This is a genomic window from Micromonospora sp. NPDC005710 (genome assembly GCF_040630995.1).
In the GTDB taxonomy this organism is placed as follows: Bacteria; Actinomycetota; Actinomycetes; order Mycobacteriales; family Micromonosporaceae; genus Micromonospora.
Genome location: NZ_JBEXYP010000011.1, coordinates 1 through 20033, shown reverse-complemented (window position 1 = coordinate 20033; position 20033 = coordinate 1). Strand labels below are relative to the sequence as shown.

Here is a 20033-nt window from a genome sequence, read left to right as displayed (position 1 = left end):
GGGGATCGGCAAGCGTTTTTGCCCGACGGCGTGCTTCCGAGCGGCCGTCGCCCTCGGCGGTGGGACGCTAGCGGTAGTCGGCGAAGATGCGCCGTTCCGCACCATCGACGGTAATCGGGCCGCCGTGAGGAAGGATCCACTGCGGTCTGGTGTGGCCAAATGGGACGCCGACGCAGACGACCGCCTCCGGGTTGTAGCGGGTCACCACGTCGACGACAGTGTCCCGCTGCTGCTCGCGGAGCCGCGCTCGATCGGCGGCCGGGGGTCGACGGGTGTGGTCGGAGACCGGCGGACGGGCGACCAGGACGGCGTCGACAGCGCTGAGGAGACCGCGTTCGCCCAGTGATCGGACGATCCAGCCGACCTCCCGGGCGGGGAGAAGTTCCTCCGACGTTTCGATGAGCAGCACCCCGCCGCGCAGGACGTCCGGGGGGACCGGGAAGCGCCCCGCCGTCAGGATCCACTGGACGACCTCCAGGCAGCCACCCCAGGTGGGGCCGGTGACCGCGCGGGACGGCCCGTACCAACTCCACGGCTCCGTCGGTTCGCGCTCTCCGAAGGACGTCAACGCCTGCGGGTCTGCCCAGTCGATTCCGACGTCCTCGGACTCGCCCGGATCGGTGATCTCCAGCCGCTCCCCGGTGAGCAGCGCCGCTCGCAGCGACCGGGCGTGGATGTCGTCAACGGCAGGCCCGGGGCCAAGGTGCACCTGGGAGGACCCGCCGTAGAAGCTGGCGATGCCGAGGCCCCACAGCCAGTGGTGCAGGTTGGTGTTGTCGCTGGTGCCGAGGAACGGCTTGGGGTCAGCTCGGGCCAGGTCGGCGTCCAGGTGAGGGATGACGGTGATCTGGTCGTCGCCGCCGATGGCGGCGAGAATGCCGCGTACCTGCGGGTCTGCGAATGCGGCATTGAGGTCCGCCGCCCGCGCTGCCGCGCTGGCACCCACCTGGCGGGTAGTGGGGTATTCGACCGGAACGAGGCCGGTGAGGTCGGCAAGTCGTCGCATGGCCTGCTCGTGAATTTCGGGATAGGCGCCGGGCGCGGCGAAGGACGGCGAGAGGACCGCGAGACGGTCACCGGGTTGTGCCTTCCGAGGACGAACAAGCTCATGCGCCATGTCGAGATCCAACAGGTCTGCCATCGGGTGCGCATCTCATTTCTGAGCGGCCCGGTGGGCTCGACGGACGCGCCGGTCGTCGAGCCAGAGCGCCAGCCCGCTGCGGTTGAGGTAAACGCCGATGCCGGCGATCACGAGGGTGATCAGGATCCCCCAGCCCCAGAACCGACCACCCACTCCGCCGGGAGGGTTCGCGTCGCGTGTACGGCCGGCGCTCACCACGTCGTCGGCGACGTCGACGGCGAGGATCTGCTCCGGGGCGGTCATCAGGGTCCGTGGCGCGGTGGCGTCGGGCGTCAGCGCCAGCACCCGTACGCTGCGCACGTTTGAGTAGTGGGTGCGCTGGTCCAGCTCCAACGGCTGGTCGAACCGGTCCGGGCTGAGAGGTTCGGGCTGGTAGGCGACCACGAGCGCCGACCCGTCCGGGCCCGAGCCGAGCAGTCGGATGGCTGTCACGCCTGCGACACCGGGCAGGAGCAGCGGTGCGGCCTCCCGGCCGTTCGCGGGATCGACGCGACGCAGGCTCCAGTCGGTGGTGCCGGCCTTCCGGCTGATCAGCGTCAACGCCCCGTCCGTCGTCCACGCCCCCTTACCGGCCAGCCAGCTCTCGGCGGGCAGTTCGAAGGAGGAGAGCGTGCGGCCGTCCTTGTCGGCGACCGTCACGGTCCGACCGATCTGGTACGCGACCCTTGCACCCCCCGGGGCGAAGGCGACGGGTGCGCCGAAGATCGGCTGTTGGGCGGCGTCGGCCAGCTGGGTCCAGCGTTCGCCGTCCAGCGTGACGATGTTCAGCACCCGCCGGTAGGTGCTGCGCGTCGGGTCGTTCGGCACGCTGTCGTCGACGACCAGTTGGCTGCCGTCCGGGGACCAGGCCTTGGGGGTCGTCCAAACGCTGTTGGCGACAGTGCTGTGCAGCTGACGGGTATGGCCGGTGACCAGGTCGATGACGTCGACCCGTGGGTCGTTCTCCGAGCCGGCGGGCCGGGCCACGAAGCGGCCGTCCGGGGAAAGGATCACCTGTTCGCCGACGGGTGCCTCGTAACCCATCGGGAAGATCCGGTAGCGGTCGGAGTCGGCGCTGACCACACCGACCACGCCGTCCTCGTCAGAGCCCTGCAGGCGTGGCGCCTGACCGCTGAAGATGACTGACGCCGGCCCGAGCCGGGGTCGGTCGGTGACGTGCAGCGCCCCGAGCGGTGGCAGCGCGATCCGGTCGGGCAGCGAGGCGTCCACGCTGGCCGCCGGATCGGCGGCAGGTGTACGTGTCAGCGGGAGCACAGCCCCGGTCAGTGCGACGAGCACGAGCACCGCGACGGCGACGAGGACGGCCCGGCGGCGTGAGCGGCGGGCGGTGGCGAGCGCTCGTTCGTAGACCGGATAGGCGGGGACGTCGGCCGCGGCGTGCAGCGTCTCGCGCAGTCGGGCCGTCACTGCTGGCTCCTCTCCACCGTCGGGTCGATCAGGTCGAGGGCTGTCGCCCGCAGCCGGCCGATGGCGTCGTGACCGTGCCGCTTGACGGTAGTCAAGCGTCGAAAGAAGCCAGCCCGCGAAACTGTCCGTATGAGGGTCGCGAATTTCCGCGCTGGCATGTTCGATGTCGCCTGACGCAGTGAACAATTTAGCTGATCTTGCAGCTCTGGGCGGGTGTGGCTGACCCGGTGGTCGATGGGTGCGAGGCTCCAGGCAGGACAGTTGTCGACCACGACTCGAAGCCCCGACCGGAGCCGCACGCCACGAATCGCTCCTGTCGATAAAAACAACTCACCAAGCATTCAGGGCAAGTAGGGCATGCGAGATCACGGCATGATCCATAAAAATCTAGCACGCTCAACTATTCGTCGCGCTTCAAAACCCACTCTGCAGCTATGCTGTTGAGAAGGCGGGTCGCCTCAAGAAACGACGCTTCCGAGGATTGCGGAAACGCTTCCCGAAGCACCTCATCCGCATCAAATGGCCCATCGCCTTGATACTGGTAGCCTCCCTCAGCGCCGTCGTATGGCAACTGATTAACCGGGTCTTCGTAACGCCCAAGGAACCAATCGATCATGTCATCCAAAGAGGCGTACTGGCCTCTCACCATACGCCGAGCCAGATCAAGCACGAATGAAACGTCTTCATTCGACGGTTTAGTTGGGCTCCCACGATGAGCAATGTCGTTGCGGACACGCCAAAGCTCACTAAGTCGCTTGAAGTCGGATTCATCGATATGGCCAAGGCTATACAAGCTTGTCAGCGTCTGCCATGACGATGCGCCAGCTTCCATCACTTGCAGTCTAAGCTCCGAAGAGAGATGCGTAACCGCCGCTTCAAGACCAGCCCAAGCAAGTAGCAGACTTGCTGGTGTCGAGTATGGCAGCACCCCTCTCGCTTCGACGATGATGCGTTCGACATTGGCTGGCGCCGGCAGGTTCTCGGCAGCATCGCCAAGCCAATAAACCTGCAATCTAGCACCCGGAATACTCTCGGCAAGTCGCGCCAACTGTTCAAGCGAGTCACGTTTCGCAGTTTCCCGTGATGCGAGCTCACCAATAAGCATCTCGTCCCCGCGCCGCGCAACAAGATCGGCTCTGAACGCACCGGGCAAGCCTTGATCTTCCGTGCTCACAATCCAGCCATCGGCCTGCAGTTCGGCAACAATCCGCTGCAGATAATTGGTGAAAAGATTCTTCCGGCGCTTAGGGCTCATGGCAGCCTCCCTAGCTCGGGGGCCGGTTCGATCCTAACGTGCACGAAGGGGCCATCGGAGACAAACCCGTGCGCCTGCGCGGGCGTCATGCCCCTTACTCCGTACTGAGCATTGACATCGCGGAGATGCCCGTGGCAGTCCACAAGCTGCCCATCGTCGACGTACACGATGCCGATGAGGGCATCCTGGATCGGCTTGAGCATGTTGTCCACGTCCAGTGGCGGAGCGCTGTCGTGGTAACACGTCACGTGGATCTGGAGTCTACCCCGGAGAGGCTCGCCTCCAGCTGGCCACGCTGCACGAGCCGCTGCGCTCACAGCCGCCTTCCACCGGGTGCGACTCGTCGACTTGGCTTGCACCGACACCGGCACGCCAAGCACAACAAAGTCCCACGGCAGGGAGGACACGAGAAGATCCTATGTGGCCGGGCCGACGACTCCGGCACCGCGCCGCGCCGCTATTCCGCATGCCAAACCGGCTTCAGGCGTCCGGCCTCCCCGTCCCGGGCTTCGCCACAAGCCGGTAGTACGACGACGCAGATCGGTGGCCGCTTGTGGTGCGACGCGGGTCTACCAAGGTCAAGCCAGCGCAGTCCGACCAGCAACGAGAGCGGCTGGCCGGCGCCTGGGCGCGGGAAACGCTGGAATCCGACAGCACCGTAGGCTCGCTGTCAGGGTGACAATAAGTCTATGGTCGGTCCATGTCTCACGATCACTGGGTGCCACCGCCGGTTCTACTGACGGTTGACCTCGTCATCCTCACCTTGCGGGAGTCCTGCCTTCATGTGCTGTTGATCGAGCGCGGGATTGAGCCCTATCAGGGCGCGTTGGCCCTGCCTGGTGGTTTCCTTGGCCACGAAAAGGAAGACCTCGTGACGGCTGCCCATCGAGAGCTTGCCGAGGAGGCGGGCTTGGGGCCGGATCAGTTGCACCTCGAACAACTTGGCGTCTACGGTGCGCCGGATCGTGACCCTCGAGGGCGGGTGGTCTCCGCGGCTTACCTGGCCATCGCCCCTCGGCTACCCGAGCCGGTCGCCGGCACCGACGCATCCTGGGCATGCTGGACGCCGGTGGAGCAGGCGTTGTCCGGTGACGTGCAGCTTGCCTTCGATCATGAGCAGATCCTGACCGATGGGGTCGACAGGGCGCGGGAGAAGTTGGAGCGCTCGGCGCTCGCCACCGCTTTTTGTGGTCCGACGTTCACGATCTCGGAGCTTCAGGACGTGTACGAGGCGGTGTGGGGCGTGCCGCTCGATGCGCGGAACTTCTACCGGAAAGTGCAGAGCGTCGACGGCTTCATCGTCCCCGCCGGGCCGAGTCGCAAGACCGATGGTGGGCGTCCCGCTCGGCTGTTCCGTCCCGGGCCCCGCACGACTCTTCACCCTCCGATGATCCGGCCCCTCAGCCAGGCAGACAGGGAGACAGCGTGAGCACGAACAGCGGTCTCGTCGTGATCCTCACGGCGCTGGACCTCGAGTACGCAGCGGTCCGCGACCAACTGACTGACCTACGTGTACGGCGGCACCCCGCCGGCACCCGCTTCGAGGTCGGCCGGATCAGCCAAAGCGAGTGCCGGGTCGCCCTGGGGCTGGTCGGTAAGGGCAATCATCCGGCTGCGGTGCTCGCCGAGCGGGCGATGGCCGAATTCTCCCCGGCCGCTGTGCTGTTCGTGGGAGTCGCCGGTGGCCTTTGGCCCAACATCCGACTCGGTGATGTCGTCGTCGCCAGCAAGATCTACGCCTACCACGGCGGCACCAGCGAGGACGACGGTTTGAAGGCCCGACCGAAGGCGTGGGAGATCCCCCACGAGGCCGACCAGATCGCCCACCACGTCGACAGGTCCGCCGCGTGGCGCCGGGGTCTTCCCGTAGGCGCAGCGCCCAAAGTCCACTTCGGGCCGATTGCGGCAGGGGAAGTGGTGCAGGACTCGGGGATCTCCGAACAGGCCCGCTGGATCCGTCAGCACTACAACGACGCCGTGGCGATTGAGATGGAAGCGGCCGGTGTGGCCCAGGCGGGCCATCTCAACCGTGCCCTGCCCGTGGTGGTCGTGCGCGGCATCAGCGACCACGCCGACGGCAGCAAGGCAGCCACGGACGGACAGGACTGGCAACCGAAGGCCGCACGTCACGCCGCCGCGTTCGCCACCGCACTAGCGCGAGAAATGATCATCGACGGGCCGGCCAGCCGAGGCGGCGCGGACCGGGACGGGAGCCCCACGATGCCGACGACCAACCGCAACATCGCCACCGGGAACGCCCACGTCGGGGTGCAGGCCGGGCAGATCTACGGCAACGTCACCGTCGGCGCTGGCGCCGAGCGGCCGATCGATCTGGCAGCGAGCATCGCGGACCTGCGAACCCACCTCAAGCAGGCCCACCTCGACGGACAGCTGGACGAAGAAACCTACGCCGCCGCAGAGGCGGAACTCGAGGCGGCAACGGCATGCGTCTCGGCGGGCACACCCGAGAAGAAGAGTGGCCTAATGGTGGCGCTCAAGCGGTTGCGGGGCCTGGTCGTCGACGTGTCTGAGCTGGCGGCGCGGCTCGCGGCGATCATCGCCGTGGTGCGGGACCTGTGATGACGACCCCGACGGCGACCAACGTCGCCCAAGGAGATGCAAACGTCGACGTACAGGCAGGCGTAGTCCACGGTGACATCAACTTCTACCGGTTGCCGCCAAACCCGAGTCCGGAGGAGCAGTTCGCCTTCGCGCTGAAGTATCTCGACGCGAGAGTTCGTGATCAGGCGTGCGAGCTCATCGAGAAGGCGGTCGCCGGCGGGTATGTGACCACGGAGGTCCAGTTCTACCGGCTGATCGCCCTGTTGAGCGGACGTACCCTGCGCCAACTCGCCTCCGAAGAGCTGGATCGCCTCACCGCCATCTGCGCCAGCCTGCCCCATCTCGACGACCATGACGAGTGGACCGCGGGGCTGAAGGCAATCATCCACCTCCTGGCCCCGGTCAGCGCCGCTGAGACAGACCTCGTGGTTAAGGAAATCGATGCGCTGAACCGGCGTCAACGCGACGGGATCTACGGCCACCTCGAGGCACTGCTCGAAGGCGCGATGCAAGAAGAGATGTGGCGGAAGTCCGTCGCCCTGGCGGACTCGCAGCGCACGGCGGAGGACCGATTCAACCGCGTCTGGAAGTTCTTTCATCCCACACCCGCGCAGCCTCGGACCCTACCGGTGCAACCCGCTGCTGTTGCGCTGCGCGACTGGCTGCGCGCCGGCGCTGGCGCGGCCGTGTTCACTCTCGCCGTGGTGCAGATGATCGTGCTGGTGGCGGCCCGCGGCACGCTCGACCCGTTCCTCGGTCTACTCGCCGCCCTGGTCGGACTGGCCGCGTTTTGCGTCGGTGGGGCGGGCCGGTACTACCGCGGAACACGGCTGCGCGCGAAGGAAGCCCAGATCCGTCCACCCCAGCAGCGGCGACGAGATGCGCCACCGGGAGGCTTCGCCCGCAAGGTGGACCGGCTCTTCGACCGCTACTTCCGCCGGTACCTGCCCGAAGGAACCGACCGAGCCTACTGGCTCGACCAGACGGCGGGGATCCGGCGGCACCTCCGCGACGAGGTGGTCGAGCTCTACCGGGAACAGCGCATCGACGCCGAACGGGTCGCCTGGCTCGTCCGGTACCTGGTGGGAGATGTCCGAGGGCAATGGGAACGAGACACGCTGACGTCGTACCGTCAGCAGCTGCGTAACCCCGCCAGGACCACGGCCCTCCACGTCGGGGGACTGGCCCTCCTTGCCGCGGGGAGCCTCTGGGCCGTTCCTGCCGTCGTGACCAGCGCCCCCTTGTCCGGCACGGGCTGGTTCGTGCTCGCGGTGGCGTCCGCGGTGCCGGCGGTGCGATCGTCGTTCCGGATCGTCGCCGAGCATCGCAGGGTCGCCGACGACCAAGCGGAACGCAACGACAAGGACACGGCCCGCTGGGCGGCATACCACCGGTGGTGCCACAAGCTGTCCGACAAGCCGTCGGATACCGAGATGGCCACCTGGTTGGAAAGCGACCGCAAGGTCCTGGTCGACCAGGCGATGCAGCAATACCGACTCCGCCCCAGCCAGGTAATCGCACACGCCTTCATCGAGGCGCCGGCACCCTCCTGCAAGAAGGCCCGCTACCCACAAGGACCATGGCGATACTCCCGGTATCGCCTGCTGCTGTTTCTCCTCACCGACGACGGCGTCCGGCAGGTCAACATCGATCTCGACTTCGAAACCTCCGCAAGCCGCACAACCCAACGGCTCAATTACCGTTTCGACGCCGTCGCCGCCGTACGGATCGACGGCATCGCCACCCGACAGCAGACCTTCGAGCTGACTCTGTTCAACGGAGAACCCATCTCAATCCGAGTGAGCGATCCTGACAACGGGACGCTCCAGCACGACGAGAACCCAACCAAGATCGCTGAGCTGTCGCTAGACGCCGCCGGGCTCAGTCACACCCTGCACGTCCTCGAAGGCGTCGCCGCCGAAGGCAAGGAATGGGTCAAACACCGACGTGACCGCGCAGACGAAAGGCTTGCCAACCTCGCGAGCGCCATACGCGGGCTGCTCGACTAGGTCAGGGCGGTCTAAAAATGCGGTTATTGGGTAGGATTGAAACCATTTCGGATGGTGCGCCTTGACGGTGCCGACCGAGCAGCCGAGCACCGCGGCGGCGTGCGCCTCGGTGAGGTCCTCGTAGGAGCGCAGCACGATCACGGCGCGTTGACGGGGGGTGAGCACGCGCAGCGCGTTCACCAGGCTCAGCAGGAGCGCGGTGGCCTCGGAGTGGTCGTCGCCGGCCCGGTCGGCGGGCTGCGCCTCCAGGCGTTCGGTCAGCCGGCGACGCCGCCACCAGGAGACCTGCTGGTGGTACATCACCCGCCGCACGTACGCCTCGGGGTCTCCGTCGCGAATCCGCCGCCAGTGCCGGTACGTCCGGGCCAGGGCGCTCTGCAACAGATCCTCGGCGAGCTGGTGGTCGCCGGTGAGGAGGTAGGCCGTCCGGGACAGCGCCGGCGCGCGGTGCACCACGAACTCGTGGAACGTCTCGGTCATCCCCACCCCCTCTCCAGGTAGAACGTCACCCGTGTCGGAAATGGTTGAGGCCGGGCCACAGGTTCCGGTGGTTCCGGGTGGGCCATGGCAAAGGCTGGGACAGGGCGCGGTCATCGTCTCCAGAACAGGAGATGGGTGACTCCGCTGGGGCTCGGCACCGACTCGAGGTGGAAGCGGTCGAGCAGTTCGTCGGGGCTGTCCCACAGGCGCTCACCCCGGTCGAGGTCGACTGGCGCGACGGCGATGTGCATCGTGTCGACCAGGTCGGCCTCGATGAACTCGCGGATGGTCGCCACCCCACCACCGAGGCGTACGTCTCGCCCACCGGCTGCCTGCTTCGCCTGGGCCAGCGCCTCGGCCGGGCTGGCGTCGAGGAAGTGGAACGTGGTGTCGGCCAGGGAGAACGACGGGCGTACGTGGTGGGTGAGCACGAAGACCGGTGTGTGGAACGGCGGGTTGTCCCCCCACCAGCCCTGCCACTCGTGGTCTTTCCACGGGCCACGTTGGGGGCCGAACTTGTTGCGGCCCATGATCTCCGCGCCGATGTTGCACTCGGCGTCGCGGGTCAGGTAGTCGTCCAGACCACGACTGCCGCCCGGCTCGGTGCGGTACACGAAGCTGGCGGTGGCGGCACGCCAGGAGAACAGCGCGGTGGGGTCGGCGTGGCCGAAGGGCCGTTCGAGGCTCTGCCCCTCTCCGGTCCCGAACCCGTCGCGCGAAACGTTGAAGCACTGCACCCGCAACAGTTGCGGCATGGTCTCTCTCCTACCTTCGGTCGAGGTCAGCGTCTCTTCGACAGCCGCTCGCGGAGGGGTCGGAGCCGGACGCGCCGCCCCTACGGGGAAAGAGTGTGACGCGTGTCACTGTCAGGCTCGGTCAGGAACCAGGTGCCGGCGTGTTCCGGGTCGCTGGACCAGCGCATCCGGGCCTTTTCCTCGGGGCGAGGGCTCCAGTCGCGGTGCGGCAGGAGGGCCAACCGCCAGGCGATGACAGTGAAGACGTAGATGCCCGGGCCGACCAGCCAGAGCAGGGCGTCGCGCCGTCGATAGGAGGCGTACGGCGCGAGCCACGCCGTCACCGCCATTGGCACCGCGAGCGCGCTGAGGTCGGCAAGCGGTCCGCGACCGAACCGGGCTTCGACCAACTCACGGAGAACGAGGGATGGAACCACCACGCCGACCAGCAGCGCCACCGTACGGATCATGCGGATCCGACGCGTCCGGTCATCCCGGGACACGCGGGCGGCGGTTGCTTCGGTGGGCATCCCAGGAGGGTACGGGCTGGCCACAGCGGTGGATCTAAGACTGCCGGTCGGCGATCGCCACCTCGATCCGCAGACCGAGACCGGTCAGGATGAGGAACGCGGCCAGGATGTGCGGCCTCAGCCACTCGGAGCCGGACGACATGCTGAGCAGCGAGATCACGAAGCCCGCCACCAGTGACAGGGTGCCGAATGCTCGTACGGTGTCGCTCCGTCGCGCCGGTAGGTCCACAGCGAAACTCTAGCCACGTTCAGGCGGCGATGACGGCCCGGACGTTGGCCCGGACCGAAAGGCCGCCTGTCGGTGGGAGGAGTGGCGGCATCATGGGATTTGGGAGATTTGGGCCGCCGTCTCGGCGATCGACCCTTGGCTCCACAAGGGCGGCGATTTATGAGCGGTAACTGTTGCATTTTTCCAAACCAGAGACATTGATCCGGCTAGCTGTCTGGGATATCGTCGGTTCAAGCCGAGGGCATTCAGGCGTGGCACGGGGCTAGCCAAATGCTACGGCACAGGAGGAAATATGTTGCTGCGTCGCATCCTGACAATTTTTGCGCTGGCGGCCATCGCTGCCGCAGCCACCACGACGCCTGTATTGGCTGCTCCGGCGGGTGGGGTGGGAGCCATGGCAACCTCGACCTGCAACAAGTGGATTTCCTACAACGGGGCCGACGTGCCTGCGTACGGAAGCAACGTCAATTGCACGCTGCGCCGGGGCAATGTGAACTCTGCCGTCTTCCAGCTGCAGGTCACAATGAACGTCTGCTACGAATGGACTCTCCGTAGCAAGGGCGTCTATCCGCTCACCGGCGACAGCAACTTTGGTCCAACAACCGAAAAGGCACTGAAAGCCGTTCAGGCTGCGGAATCCATTCCCGCCGACGGGGTGTATGGCCCGTATACCCGTTCGGCGATCTATCACCAGCGTTCAAATGGTGGCGTGCCCTGCCTGCAGGTGCCGTAAGCCGTAGTCGCTCGGGTTGGGGGGTGGCCGGCGGGCAAGCCGCAGGTCGCCCTCCGGCAGGCCGCCGTGAGGTCCAGAGCTAGACGGTAGCGAGAACCCGGCCCAGCCGTCGTCCCGGTTAGGCTGGCGATCATGCGGATTGGCATCGTGATCCTGCCCGACCAGCGGTGGGCGGAGTCACAGCGTCGCTGGCGGCAGGTCGACGAGTGGGGCTTCGACCACGCCTGGACGTACGACCACCTGGGTTGGCGTGACCTGGTCGACGGCCCGTGGTTCGACTCGATGGCGACGCTGACCGCCGCCGCGACGGTGACCTCGCGGATTCGGTTGGGCACCCTCGTGGCGTCACCGAACTTCCGGCACCCGGCCGCGTTCGCCCGGCAGATCACCACTGTGGATGACGTCTCGGCCGGCCGGCTGTTGCTCGGTCTGGGGGCGGGCGGCATCGGCTTCGACTCGGCGGTGCTGGGTGGTGAGACGTTGCCGCCGCGTCAGCGGGTCGACCGGTTCGCCGAGTTCACCGAGTTGTTGGATCTGATCCTGCGGGAGGATGGCACCACCTGGCGTGGCGAATGGTTCGCCGCTGTGGATGCCCGCAACAACCCGGGTTGTGTGCAGCAGCCTCGGGTGCCGTTCGTTGTGGCTGCCAACGGGCCACGGTCGATGCGGTTGGTGGCCCGCTTCGGGCAGGGGTGGGTGACCACCGGCACCGGTGACGACGACGATGTGGCGGGTTGGTGGGCCGGCGTGTCGGCGCTGTCCGCACGGATGGATCGGACACTGGACGAGGCTGGCCGCGACCCCGCCAGTCTGGACCGCTATCTCTCGCTGGACGCGGCGCCGGTCTTCTCCCTCAGCAGCGCGCAGTTCTTCGCCGATCAGGTCGGCCGGGCCGCCGAGTTGGGCTTCACCGACGTGGTCACGCACTGGCCGAGGGCCAGCAGTTGGTACGCGGGTGACGAGGCCGTCCTGGTGGACGTGGCGACGCGGTTGCTGCCGCAACTGCGCGGCTGAGGCCGCCGCGCCGACCCGGCCGGGTCAGGTGCCGAGGTCGCCGCCGGCCACACCGCCCTCGCCGCCGGAGACCAGCCGGAAACGGAGGCAGACGATCGGGGTGTCGCCGTCGACGGGTGTGCCGAGCCGCGCCCAGTAGGCCGAGTGCCCGGCCCGCCACTCCTCGATCGAGCGGTCACCCTCGCCTTCGGCGTGCGCGAAGTCCCAGGGCACGTCGGCGAAGCGGACCACCTCGACCCCGGTGATCTCCACGATCCCGGCCAGGGCGTTGTCGTCGTCGACCAGGGCGAGGCGTTCGCCGACGTGCTCCAACTCCTCGCTTTCTTCCGCGTACTCGGCGAGCCGGCCGGCCGTCGCGGTCTTCAGACCTGCCAGCACCAGGGTGTTGAGGGTCGCCCTCAACTCGCCGGGGGTGCCGAGGGCGAGGGCGCGCAGTTCACCGATCCGAGGCCACATCCTGCCGAGGCTAGGTCAGCAACGTCGGGGCCGCCGCCGCAACACCCGTCGTCCGCTCAGATCAGTTGGCCGGCGTAGCCGGGTGCGGTGAGGAGCCGCTCGTCACCACTCGCCGCGTACGCGTCGACTATCGCGTCGGCCAGCTTGACCACGTGCTCGTCGCCGTGCCGGGCCGCGCGGGCGAAGACCTCCGGCGGCGTCGCGGGGCTCACTGTCGGTGGTGAGATCCCGTCGGCCGAAGCGTACACGGAGGTCATGGCCGCCGTCGCGGCCCAGGCCGCGGCGAGGCTCGGCGCCCACAGCCGCCGGTCCAGAGCCGGCAGGGTACGCAGCACGGCGGTCGGCGCGGTGACAGCGTGCACCAGCATGACCGGGTCGCTGTGCCCGAAGCGCAGGTAGTCCAGGCCGGCCCGGTGCACGAGCGTGGTGAGCCCTCGCTCCGCCTCGGCCGGGGTCCGCGCGGGCCGCAGCGCCGCGAGCGACGGCTCCCACCGGGGTACGGCCGGCAGCCGGCCCAGTCGATCCCGGACGCCCCCGGTCTGATCGTCGATCCGGGGCACCCCGGCCAGCGCGGTCTCCACGTCGACGTCGTCGGTGCCCGGCCGGTGCGTCTCGTCGGCGAGCAGCCGGTCGGCGCCGGGGATCGACTGCCAGCGGGCCGCCCAGTAGCCGAGGGCCTGGCCCAACTCGGCGAGCCGTCGGGGGTTCTCGTCGCCTGCTTCGAGTACGCGCACGGCGTGCCCGACCCGGATCACTCCGTGGGTGGCACCGGCCGCGATGCCCGGCAGGAGTCGGGGCCACCAGGTGCCGAGCACGTCGCGCCACGGGTGCTCGCGCAGTTGCCCGTCGAAGTACGCCAGCCAGTCACCGGCCCGCTTCGGGTCGCCGAGCGCCTCCCGCCAGTCGTCGATCGGGTGCAGCCCTCGGGGCAGCTCGTCCAGTCGGTCGAGGTAGTCGTCGAGCCAGCGGTGCACCCGTTGCTGGTGCCCGTGCCGGACCAACGCCTCGACGGCCATCGGCCCGTGGTTGGACAGCCAGCCTTCGAACTCCGGGCCGGTGCGGTGCAGTCGCTCGTACGCCTCGTCGAGAACTCCGTCACTCATCAGCCGATCGTCGATGCTGAATCTCGCTTCAGGTCAAGCGGGCAGTTCCGCGGCATCGATCAGGCCGGTGATCCGGAGGTCGGTGGCGACGTCGGGCGGGCAGTCCACTGCCACCACCGCGGTGCCCAGCACCTCGGCTCCGCGTGCGGCGCAGATGTCGTAGAGGGCGCGTAACTGCGCGCCGGTGCGCACCCAGTCGTCCACCACCAGCACCCGGTCGTGGGGGCCGAGGTGCCGGTCCCGTATGGCGAGGTCGACCACTCGGCCCCGGTAGTCCGGCGGGCTCTGCGCCCAGGTGAGAGGCCCGGCCGGCAGTCGCCCGTCACCCGGTTTGTGCGCGGCCACGAAGCCGACCCCGAGGGCGGTGGCGGCCAGTGGCCCGAGCAGCAGCCCGGTGACGGCCGGCGCCAGCACCACTGTCGGGCGGGCGGCCCGGTACGGCGCCACCAGGGCCGGCCCCAGTTCGGCCAGCACCGCCGGATCGCGCCACCACCCGGAGATGTCGCTGACCAGGTGACTGGTGCCCGGACCGGGGTCGACCCACCGGAAGAGGGAGGCCAGGCGTTCGGTCAGTTCGGCGGACATCCGCCCATCCTGCGGCACCGGCGGTTGGCGTGCCGGCACCCGGGCCGCCCGGCCCACCCCGGGTCGGATGATCGGCTACAAGAACCTGTTCAAATACGGGCATAACACCGTGATCACGTTGACTTCGGAAGTGCTTCTCTCGTTACGGTCCGACCCGGTTTGTTCAGACGACGAAAGGACCGAGCCGGTGGCAGGCAAGCACTCCCGTACCCGCATCTTCTCCTCCCCGGCGGGCATCGTGGCCACCGCGGCGGTCGGCGTCGCCCTCGCCGTCGGGGGCACAGTCGGTGCCGTGCAGCTGGCCTCCAGCTCCGACCAGGCGGGTCAGGCGGCGCTCGACCTGACCCCGACCACCGCCGCGAGCAGCCTCACCCCCAGCTCCCCGTCCGTCTCCCCGAGCGTCAGCGCCTCGCCCAGCGCGATCCCCAGCCCGTCGGCGACCCGGTCGCAGCAGGCCGCCTCCCGGGGCCGGGAGCGCACCGCGTCGCCGAAGCCGAAGCCGAAGCCGACCGTTCGGAAGACCACGGCAGCGGCGAAGGTGCTGGAGAGCGGGTCGTGCGGCGCGTCGTTCTACTCCGACGGGCAGCTCACCGCCAACGGCGAGTCGTTCAACCCCGACGCGCTCACCGCCGCGCACAAGACCCTGCCGTTCAACACGAAGGTCCGGGTGACCAACCCGGCCAACGGCAAGTCGGTGACAGTGCGGATCAACGACCGGGGCCCGTTCATCGACGGCCGCTGCCTGGACCTCTCCCGGGCCGCCTTCGCGAGCATCGCCTCGGTGGACGTGGGCGCGCTCACCGTCCGCTACGAGGTCCTCGGCTGACCGGGAACGGCGACACTGATCCGGCCGGCCGACTGGGCCGGCCGGACAGAACCTCCTCAGACGACGGGTCAGGTTCATTCACCAGTTCACGTGGATCAGGCAAACTGTCCCTCGTACCCACGCGACTCCTCCAGTCGGGCCGTCGCCCGCTGAGCCCCGGATCCCGCGCCGGCCTCGGCGCGGCCCTCGGTCTGCTCGCGATCGTGTCGGCGGTGGAGGCGGCGGACGGCCGTAAGGTGCACTACGTCGCGCTCCTGGCGGCCGCGCCGGTTGTCGCCGCCGCTCTGGCGTCCTGGATGGTGGTCCTGGGGGTCGGGGTTACGGCGACACTTGTCGGCGCCGGTTTCGCGCTGGTCGCACCGAAGGTTTCGTTGGTCACCTCGGTCAACGTTGTCGCGGTCGCTGTCACCACCGGGTTGGCCGTGGCGGTGGCCTGGGTTCGCCAGCGTCAGGCCGAGCGAATCGTCGAACTGACCAAGCTCGCCTCGGTGGCCCAGCAGGCGGTGTTGCGCCCGCTCGGCCCACAGGTCGGCACCCTCTCGGTCGCTGGACGCTACATCTCCTCCACCGCGACGGCCGAGATCGGTGGCGACCTGTACGAGGCGATCGACACTCCCTACGGCGTTCGCATGATCATCGGTGACGTGCGCGGCAAGGGCCTGGACGCGGTCCGGCTGGCCAGCATCGTCCTCGGTTCCTACCGGCACGTGGCGTACGAGCGGGCCGACCTTCGCGCTGTCGTCGCCGACCTGGACCGGGCGGTGGCCCGTAACGTCGGCGACGAGGACTTCGTCACGGCGGCGCTGGTCGAGGAGCGTGGCGGCACCCTCACCATCGTCAACTGCGGGCACCCACCACCGCTGCTGCTGCGCCGGGGCGCGGTGATCCCGCTGGAACCGCCGGCCCCGGCACCTCCGCTCGGTTTCATGCCGGTGGTCCGCCCCCGGGTCGAACGCCTGGAACCCGGGGACCGGCTGCTGTTGTTCACCGACGGCCTCGGCGAGGCGCGGCGGGACGGCGAGTTCTTCCCCACCGCCGACCGGGCCTGGCGACTGCTCGGCCACGGCACTGTCGCCGACGGGTTGGCGTCGCTGGAGACCGCCCTCGTCGAGTGGGTTCACGGTCGGCTCGACGACGACATCGCGCTGGTCCTGATGGAGTACGTCGGCACCCGTACCGGCGCGGCAGTGGCCGTCCCGAGCTGGGAAGTCGGCGCCGCCGAGAGCTGAGCCGACCGGCCACACCGCGGGTGTGTAACCGCCGTCACTCCCGTGATCGGCTTGTCGCTGCCTACCCGCGAGTAATACAGTCAGGGTTACTGATCGGTAACACCTGTCCGGAAGCGGGGCCAGCGAGCATGACCCACTACAAGAGCAACCTCCGGGATCTCGAGTTCAACCTGTTCGAGGTCTTCGGGGCGGACCGGGCGTTCGGCCAGGAGCCGTACTCGGATCTCGACACCGACACCGCCCGCAGCTTCCTCGCTGAGGTGGATCGCCTCGCCCGCGAGGACCTGGCCGCCAGCTACACCGACAGTGACCGCAACCCACCGGTCTTCGACCCGGCGACGCACACCGCGCCGCTGCCGGAGTCGTTCAAGAAGTCGTACCAGGCATTCATGGACTCCGAGTTCTGGCGCCTGGACCTGCCGCCGGCGCTGGGCGGCACCAACGCCCCGCGCGCATTGTGGTGGGCGCTCGCCGAGCTGGTGCTCGGCTCGAACGCGCCGGTCTGGATGTACGCCTCCGGCCCGTCCTTCGCGCACGTGGTGCACGTCGAGGGTAACGAGCGGCAGAAGAGGTGGGCCAAGCTCTTCATCGACAAGCAGTGGGGCTCCACGATGGTGCTCACCGAGCCGGACGCCGGCTCGGACGTGGGCGCGGGCCGCACCCGGGCGACCCAGCAGCCCGACGGCACCTGGCACATCGAGGGCGTCAAGCGCTTCATCACCTCGGGCGAGCACGACCTGAGCGACAACATCGTGCACTACGTGCTGGCCCGTCCGGTGGGCGTCGAGGGCGTCGGTGGCCCCGGCACCAAGGGTCTGTCGCTCTTCGTGGTGCCGAAGTTCCACTTCGACGAGACCACCGGCGAGCTGGGCGAACGCAACGGCGTCTACGCCACGAACGTCGAGCACAAGATGGGCCTGAAGGTCTCCAACACCTGCGAGGTGACCTTCGGCGAGCACGGCGTGCCGGCCAAGGGTTGGCTGCTGGGCGACCGGCACGACGGCATCCGGCAGATGTTCATGATCATCGAGTACGCCCGGATGATGGTCGGCACCAAGGCCATCGCCACCCTCTCCACCGGCTACCTCAACGCCCTGGAGTACGCGAAGAACCGGGTGCAGGGCGCCGACCTGATCCAGCAGGCGGACAAGACCGCCCCCCGGGTCACCATCACCCACCACCCGGACGTGCGCCGCTCGCTGCTGCTGCAGAAGTCGTACGCCGAAGGTCTTCGTGCTCTGGTCCTCTACACCGCCACCTGGCAGGACAAGGTCGCGCTGGCCGAGGCGGCCGGCGACGAGCAGGCCACCAAGCTCGCCAAGCGCGTCAACGACCTGCTGCTCCCACTGGTCAAGGGCGTCGGTTCGGAGCGGGCGTACGAGATGCTCGGGCACGAGGCCCTGCAGACCTTCGGTGGCTCCGGGTTCCTCCAGGACTACCCGCTGGAGCAGTACGTCCGCGACGCCAAGATCGACACGCTGTACGAGGGCACCACCGCCATCCAGAGTCTCGACCTGATCTTCCGCAAGATCGTTCGGGACAACGGCAAGGCGCTGCTCGCCGTCTCCGCCGAGATCCAGGAGTTCATCTCCTCCGAGGCGGGCAACGGCCAGCTCAAGGACGAGCGGCAGGCGCTCGGCAAGGCGCTCGGCGAGATCCAGAACATCCTCGGCGTGCTGACCGGCTGGCTGGGCGAGGCGCAGGGCGGCGACACCCGCGCCCTCTACAAGGTCGGGCTGAGCAGCCGGCGCTTCCTGCTGGCCATCGGCGACCTGGTGGTCGGCTGGCTGTTGCAGCGGCAGGCCGACGTGGCGCTGAAGGCCCTCGCGGGCGACGTGTCCGCCAGCGACAAGGCGTTCTACACCGGCAAGGTGGCCGCGGCCCGCTTCTTCGCCCGTGAGGTGCTGCCCCGCATCGGCGCCGACCGCCGCATCATCGAGGGCGCCGACCTCGACATCATGGACCTCCCGGAAGAAGCCTTCTGAGGACGTAGCGGGGACTTTGACGGTTCTGGGTCGCACCACCCAGCACCGATGGCCGGTGGGGCATTCGCCCCGCCGGCCGTCGCCGTTCCGAGGACACGTGTTGGCCCAGCCCGGTCGGGTATGCCGGCGGCGTGGCGGGTAACCGTCGCGTGACCTCGAAAGGGAACGCCCAGAGCCACCGCACGGGGGAGTGCAGCGCACATGGGTGTAGGAAGCGGCATTTTTCTCATCGCCATCGGCGCGATCCTGACCTTCGCGTTGAGGGCCAACGTCTGGTGGATCGACGTACGCGCCGTCGGCTGGGTGTTCATCCTGGCCGGGCTGGCCGTCCTGCTGACCACCGTCTGGTTCTGGCAGGACCGGCGCAAGCGGGCCCGAACCCTCATCGTGGAGGAGAACCGGCTGTCTCATCCGACGGCGATGATGCCGCCACCGCCGGACCCGCCACCGCCGACCGCACCGCCGTCCTGATCTCGCGTACCCCTGAGCCACCCGCCGACCACTGGCGGGTGGCTCAGTCGCGTGCCGTGTGTCGGGCAGTGAGCGGTGCTCCCGCCCTGCTCAACTCCATCCAGTCGAGGGGGCAGCGGTGTACCGCCAGCTCGGCGGTTCGCAGCCCTTCATCGGTGGCGCCGTCCGGATCGAGGAACGCGGACAGCAGCGAAACGCCCGGATTATGAGCAATGAGCAGCGCGGTGCGAGCCGCCGGATCCACACTGCGGACCAACGACAACAACTCCTCGGGGTGGGCGTCGTACGCGCCCGGCTCATACCTGACAGTCGGACGAGGACCCGCCGGACCGCCCTCCGGCGGTGAACCAGTCATCCCCATCGCCACCCCGTGCCACGTCTGCCGGGTACGCCGGGCCGTCGAACAGATCACCACGTCCGGCAGCAGCCCATGACGCGCCAACCAGGCACCCGCAGCAGCCGCGTCGGCACTCCCCCGTGCACTCAACGGGCGGTCAGCGTCATCCGCCGCATCGCTGCCCTGCTCGGCCTTCGCGTGCCGCAGCAACACAAGTGTCCGCGTACCGGGGTCGCCGTCCGTCATACCCTCAGCTTGCCCGATTGGCGATCTCCGTGCCTGGGTAAGTCGATGGATGCCGCACCCCCTACCGACGGCCGCGGCGCGACGTACGCCAGGTTAGAGCCGAGGAGCGAGACATGGGCATTGGTGGCAGCATCTTCTTGATCGCACTAGGCGCGATCTTCGCGTTCGCAGTGGAAGCCGACCTGGGCTGGCTGGACCTGACCGTGGTCGGCTGGGTGCTGATGCTCGCCGGCGTCGCCGGCCTGCTCGCCACCCTCTACTTCTGGAGCAGCCGCCGCCGCACGGTGGTCGCCGCCCCGGTACGCGAGGAGCGCGTGGTGGCCGACCGGGTCGTTCCGGTCCAGGACGCTCAGGTCATGCAGGAGTACCGCGAGGTGCGTCGGCCGGGCCGACCGGTCTGACCCCTCGCCCATCCACTCCGGGGTCCCGCAGCGTCGCGGGACCCCGGCTCGTTTGTCTGCGGCGCGTGGTGGGCCGCGCCCGGCGTGTGGGCCGGGCTTGTGCGCTGCGCCTGTTCGATGTTCAGGCCGAAGCCGCCGTCGGCCCGCTATCCCTGCCAAGATCCGCGCAAGTTCGGTGAAACTGCTGCCTCAGGGCACGCTGAGGCAGCAGCCGCGCGCTACGGGCCGGGCGCACGAACCAGGCCAGGACGACGCTCACCACGAAAACCACGAGAAGGTACGTACCGAGTGTAGCCATCC

21 protein-coding genes and 1 pseudogene are annotated in these 20033 nt (G+C 68.5%); 10 read left to right on the top strand and 12 right to left on the bottom strand.

The annotated features are described in order from the left end of the window. Positions 1-67: 67 nt before the first annotated feature. The 4 genes from ABZ406_RS16680 to ABZ406_RS16665 form a co-directional block, all read right to left on the bottom strand. The gene (locus tag ABZ406_RS16680) at positions 68-1006 is read right to left on the bottom strand and encodes an LD-carboxypeptidase (protein ID WP_357762293.1); all 939 of its coding nucleotides are present in this window, start codon (positions 1004-1006) and stop codon (positions 68-70) included. A 147-nt stretch (positions 1007-1153) separates the two neighbouring features. Beyond that, complete coding sequence (locus tag ABZ406_RS16675) at positions 1154-2548, bottom strand: hypothetical protein (protein ID WP_357761831.1); 1395 nt, start codon at positions 2546-2548, stop codon at positions 1154-1156. 400 nt (positions 2549-2948) lie between these two features. Then, positions 2949-3803, bottom strand: a complete 855-nt coding sequence (locus tag ABZ406_RS16670; protein ID WP_357761828.1) for a hypothetical protein — start codon at positions 3801-3803, stop codon at positions 2949-2951. After that, on the bottom strand, positions 3800-4210 hold the full coding sequence (locus tag ABZ406_RS16665) for a RusA family crossover junction endodeoxyribonuclease (protein WP_120724077.1): 411 nt from the start codon (positions 4208-4210) through the stop codon (positions 3800-3802). The genes ABZ406_RS16670 and ABZ406_RS16665 overlap by 4 nt, the downstream gene beginning before the upstream one ends. Before the next feature lie 293 nt (positions 4211-4503). Between ABZ406_RS16665 and ABZ406_RS16660 the strand changes: the two genes are divergently transcribed. From ABZ406_RS16660 to ABZ406_RS16650, 3 genes are read left to right on the top strand one after another with little or no spacing between them, the layout of a single operon-like run. After that, positions 4504-5232 (top strand): NUDIX domain-containing protein, encoded by a 729-nt coding sequence (locus tag ABZ406_RS16660; RefSeq protein WP_357761825.1) that lies wholly within the window; start codon positions 4504-4506, stop codon positions 5230-5232. Next, entirely contained in the window at positions 5229-6383 is a 1155-nt protein-coding gene (locus tag ABZ406_RS16655) for a 5'-methylthioadenosine/S-adenosylhomocysteine nucleosidase (protein WP_357761822.1), read from the top strand. Before ABZ406_RS16660 ends, ABZ406_RS16655 begins: the two co-directional genes overlap by 4 nt. Further along, positions 6383-8374 (top strand): hypothetical protein, encoded by a 1992-nt coding sequence (locus tag ABZ406_RS16650; RefSeq protein ID WP_357761819.1) that lies wholly within the window; start codon positions 6383-6385, stop codon positions 8372-8374. The genes ABZ406_RS16655 and ABZ406_RS16650 overlap by 1 nt, the downstream gene beginning before the upstream one ends. A gap of 63 nt (positions 8375-8437) precedes the next feature. On the opposite strand, the pseudogene ABZ406_RS16645 reads toward ABZ406_RS16650, so the two are convergent. The 4 genes and pseudogenes from ABZ406_RS16645 to ABZ406_RS16630 form a co-directional block, all read right to left on the bottom strand. Then, positions 8438-8854: pseudogene (locus ABZ406_RS16645) on the bottom strand (SigE family RNA polymerase sigma factor); the annotation flags it as partial. A 110-nt stretch (positions 8855-8964) separates the two neighbouring features. Further along, positions 8965-9609 carry a dihydrofolate reductase family protein gene (locus ABZ406_RS16640; protein ID WP_357761816.1) on the bottom strand — a complete coding sequence of 215 codons (645 nt, stop codon included), beginning with the start codon at positions 9607-9609 and terminating at the stop codon, positions 8965-8967. 80 nt (positions 9610-9689) lie between these two features. Further along, positions 9690-10118, bottom strand: coding sequence for a hypothetical protein (locus ABZ406_RS16635; protein ID WP_357761814.1), 429 nt, complete (start codon positions 10116-10118; stop codon positions 9690-9692). 34 nt (positions 10119-10152) lie between these two features. After that, on the bottom strand, positions 10153-10347 hold the full coding sequence (locus ABZ406_RS16630) for a hypothetical protein (RefSeq protein WP_357761811.1): 195 nt from the start codon (positions 10345-10347) through the stop codon (positions 10153-10155). A gap of 292 nt (positions 10348-10639) precedes the next feature. Here ABZ406_RS16630 and ABZ406_RS16625 point away from each other — a divergent pair, with 292 nt between their 5' ends. Beyond that, complete coding sequence (locus ABZ406_RS16625) at positions 10640-11080, top strand: peptidoglycan-binding domain-containing protein (protein ID WP_357761808.1); 441 nt, start codon at positions 10640-10642, stop codon at positions 11078-11080. 132 nt (positions 11081-11212) lie between these two features. Beyond that, positions 11213-12094 (top strand): LLM class flavin-dependent oxidoreductase, encoded by an 882-nt coding sequence (locus tag ABZ406_RS16620; RefSeq protein WP_357761805.1) that lies wholly within the window; start codon positions 11213-11215, stop codon positions 12092-12094. A gap of 24 nt (positions 12095-12118) precedes the next feature. Here ABZ406_RS16620 and ABZ406_RS16615 read toward each other — a convergent pair whose 3' ends face one another. Genes ABZ406_RS16615 through ABZ406_RS16605 form a run of 3 tightly spaced genes read right to left on the bottom strand, consistent with a single transcriptional unit; the run spans position 12119 to position 14238 of the window. Next, positions 12119-12550, bottom strand: a complete 432-nt coding sequence (locus tag ABZ406_RS16615; protein ID WP_357761802.1) for an ASCH domain-containing protein — start codon at positions 12548-12550, stop codon at positions 12119-12121. 56 nt (positions 12551-12606) lie between these two features. Continuing rightward, the gene (locus ABZ406_RS16610; protein ID WP_357761799.1) at positions 12607-13653 is read right to left on the bottom strand and encodes a hypothetical protein; all 1047 of its coding nucleotides are present in this window, start codon (positions 13651-13653) and stop codon (positions 12607-12609) included. Between the two features lie 33 nt (positions 13654-13686). After that, complete coding sequence (locus tag ABZ406_RS16605) at positions 13687-14238, bottom strand: phosphoribosyltransferase family protein (RefSeq protein WP_357761796.1); 552 nt, start codon at positions 14236-14238, stop codon at positions 13687-13689. 187 nt (positions 14239-14425) lie between these two features. Between ABZ406_RS16605 and ABZ406_RS16600 the strand changes: the two genes are divergently transcribed. The 4 genes from ABZ406_RS16600 to ABZ406_RS16585 all read left to right on the top strand — a co-directional run bounded on the left by ABZ406_RS16600 (position 14426) and on the right by ABZ406_RS16585 (position 18749). Further along, positions 14426-15064 (top strand): septal ring lytic transglycosylase RlpA family protein, encoded by a 639-nt coding sequence (locus tag ABZ406_RS16600; protein ID WP_357761793.1) that lies wholly within the window; start codon positions 14426-14428, stop codon positions 15062-15064. Between the two features lie 104 nt (positions 15065-15168). After that, positions 15169-16293, top strand: a complete 1125-nt coding sequence (locus ABZ406_RS16595; RefSeq protein WP_357762289.1) for a PP2C family protein-serine/threonine phosphatase — start codon at positions 15169-15171, stop codon at positions 16291-16293. 128 nt (positions 16294-16421) lie between these two features. Next, positions 16422-18278 carry an acyl-CoA dehydrogenase gene (locus ABZ406_RS16590; RefSeq protein WP_357761790.1) on the top strand — a complete coding sequence of 619 codons (1857 nt, stop codon included), beginning with the start codon at positions 16422-16424 and terminating at the stop codon, positions 18276-18278. A gap of 201 nt (positions 18279-18479) precedes the next feature. Further along, positions 18480-18749, top strand: a complete 270-nt coding sequence (locus tag ABZ406_RS16585) for a DUF6458 family protein (protein ID WP_030487564.1) — start codon at positions 18480-18482, stop codon at positions 18747-18749. 43 nt (positions 18750-18792) lie between these two features. On the opposite strand, the gene ABZ406_RS16580 is transcribed toward ABZ406_RS16585, so the two are convergent. Then, the gene (locus tag ABZ406_RS16580) at positions 18793-19332 is read right to left on the bottom strand and encodes a histidine phosphatase family protein (RefSeq protein ID WP_357761786.1); all 540 of its coding nucleotides are present in this window, start codon (positions 19330-19332) and stop codon (positions 18793-18795) included. Between the two features lie 113 nt (positions 19333-19445). On the opposite strand from ABZ406_RS16580, the gene ABZ406_RS16575 reads away from it, so the two are divergent. Next, on the top strand, positions 19446-19733 hold the full coding sequence (locus ABZ406_RS16575; protein ID WP_357761783.1) for a DUF6458 family protein: 288 nt from the start codon (positions 19446-19448) through the stop codon (positions 19731-19733). Positions 19734-20033: the final 300 nt, after the last annotated feature.

Excerpts from the sequence above, each read along its gene's own strand:
- ABZ406_RS16680 (WP_357762293.1), bottom strand. The coding sequence starts at position 1,006 with ATGCGACGACTTGCCGACCTCACCGGCCTCGTTCCGGTCGAATACCCC.
- ABZ406_RS16670 (WP_357761828.1), bottom strand. The coding sequence starts at position 3,803 with ATGAGCCCTAAGCGCCGGAAGAATCTTTTCACCAATTATCTGCAGCGG.
- ABZ406_RS16660 (WP_357761825.1), top strand. The coding sequence starts at position 4,504 with ATGTCTCACGATCACTGGGTGCCACCGCCGGTTCTACTGACGGTTGAC.
- ABZ406_RS16650 (WP_357761819.1), top strand. The coding sequence starts at position 6,383 with ATGACGACCCCGACGGCGACCAACGTCGCCCAAGGAGATGCAAACGTC.
- ABZ406_RS16640 (WP_357761816.1), bottom strand. The coding sequence starts at position 9,609 with ATGCCGCAACTGTTGCGGGTGCAGTGCTTCAACGTTTCGCGCGACGGG.
- ABZ406_RS16635 (WP_357761814.1), bottom strand. The coding sequence starts at position 10,118 with ATGCCCACCGAAGCAACCGCCGCCCGCGTGTCCCGGGATGACCGGACG.
- ABZ406_RS16625 (WP_357761808.1), top strand. The coding sequence starts at position 10,640 with ATGTTGCTGCGTCGCATCCTGACAATTTTTGCGCTGGCGGCCATCGCT.
- ABZ406_RS16620 (WP_357761805.1), top strand. The coding sequence starts at position 11,213 with ATGCGGATTGGCATCGTGATCCTGCCCGACCAGCGGTGGGCGGAGTCA.
- ABZ406_RS16615 (WP_357761802.1), bottom strand. The coding sequence starts at position 12,550 with ATGTGGCCTCGGATCGGTGAACTGCGCGCCCTCGCCCTCGGCACCCCC.
- ABZ406_RS16610 (WP_357761799.1), bottom strand. The coding sequence starts at position 13,653 with ATGAGTGACGGAGTTCTCGACGAGGCGTACGAGCGACTGCACCGCACC.
- ABZ406_RS16605 (WP_357761796.1), bottom strand. The coding sequence starts at position 14,238 with ATGTCCGCCGAACTGACCGAACGCCTGGCCTCCCTCTTCCGGTGGGTC.
- ABZ406_RS16590 (WP_357761790.1), top strand. The coding sequence starts at position 16,422 with ATGACCCACTACAAGAGCAACCTCCGGGATCTCGAGTTCAACCTGTTC.
- ABZ406_RS16585 (WP_030487564.1), top strand. The coding sequence starts at position 18,480 with ATGGGTGTAGGAAGCGGCATTTTTCTCATCGCCATCGGCGCGATCCTG.
- ABZ406_RS16580 (WP_357761786.1), bottom strand. The coding sequence starts at position 19,332 with ATGACGGACGGCGACCCCGGTACGCGGACACTTGTGTTGCTGCGGCAC.
- ABZ406_RS16575 (WP_357761783.1), top strand. The coding sequence starts at position 19,446 with ATGGGCATTGGTGGCAGCATCTTCTTGATCGCACTAGGCGCGATCTTC.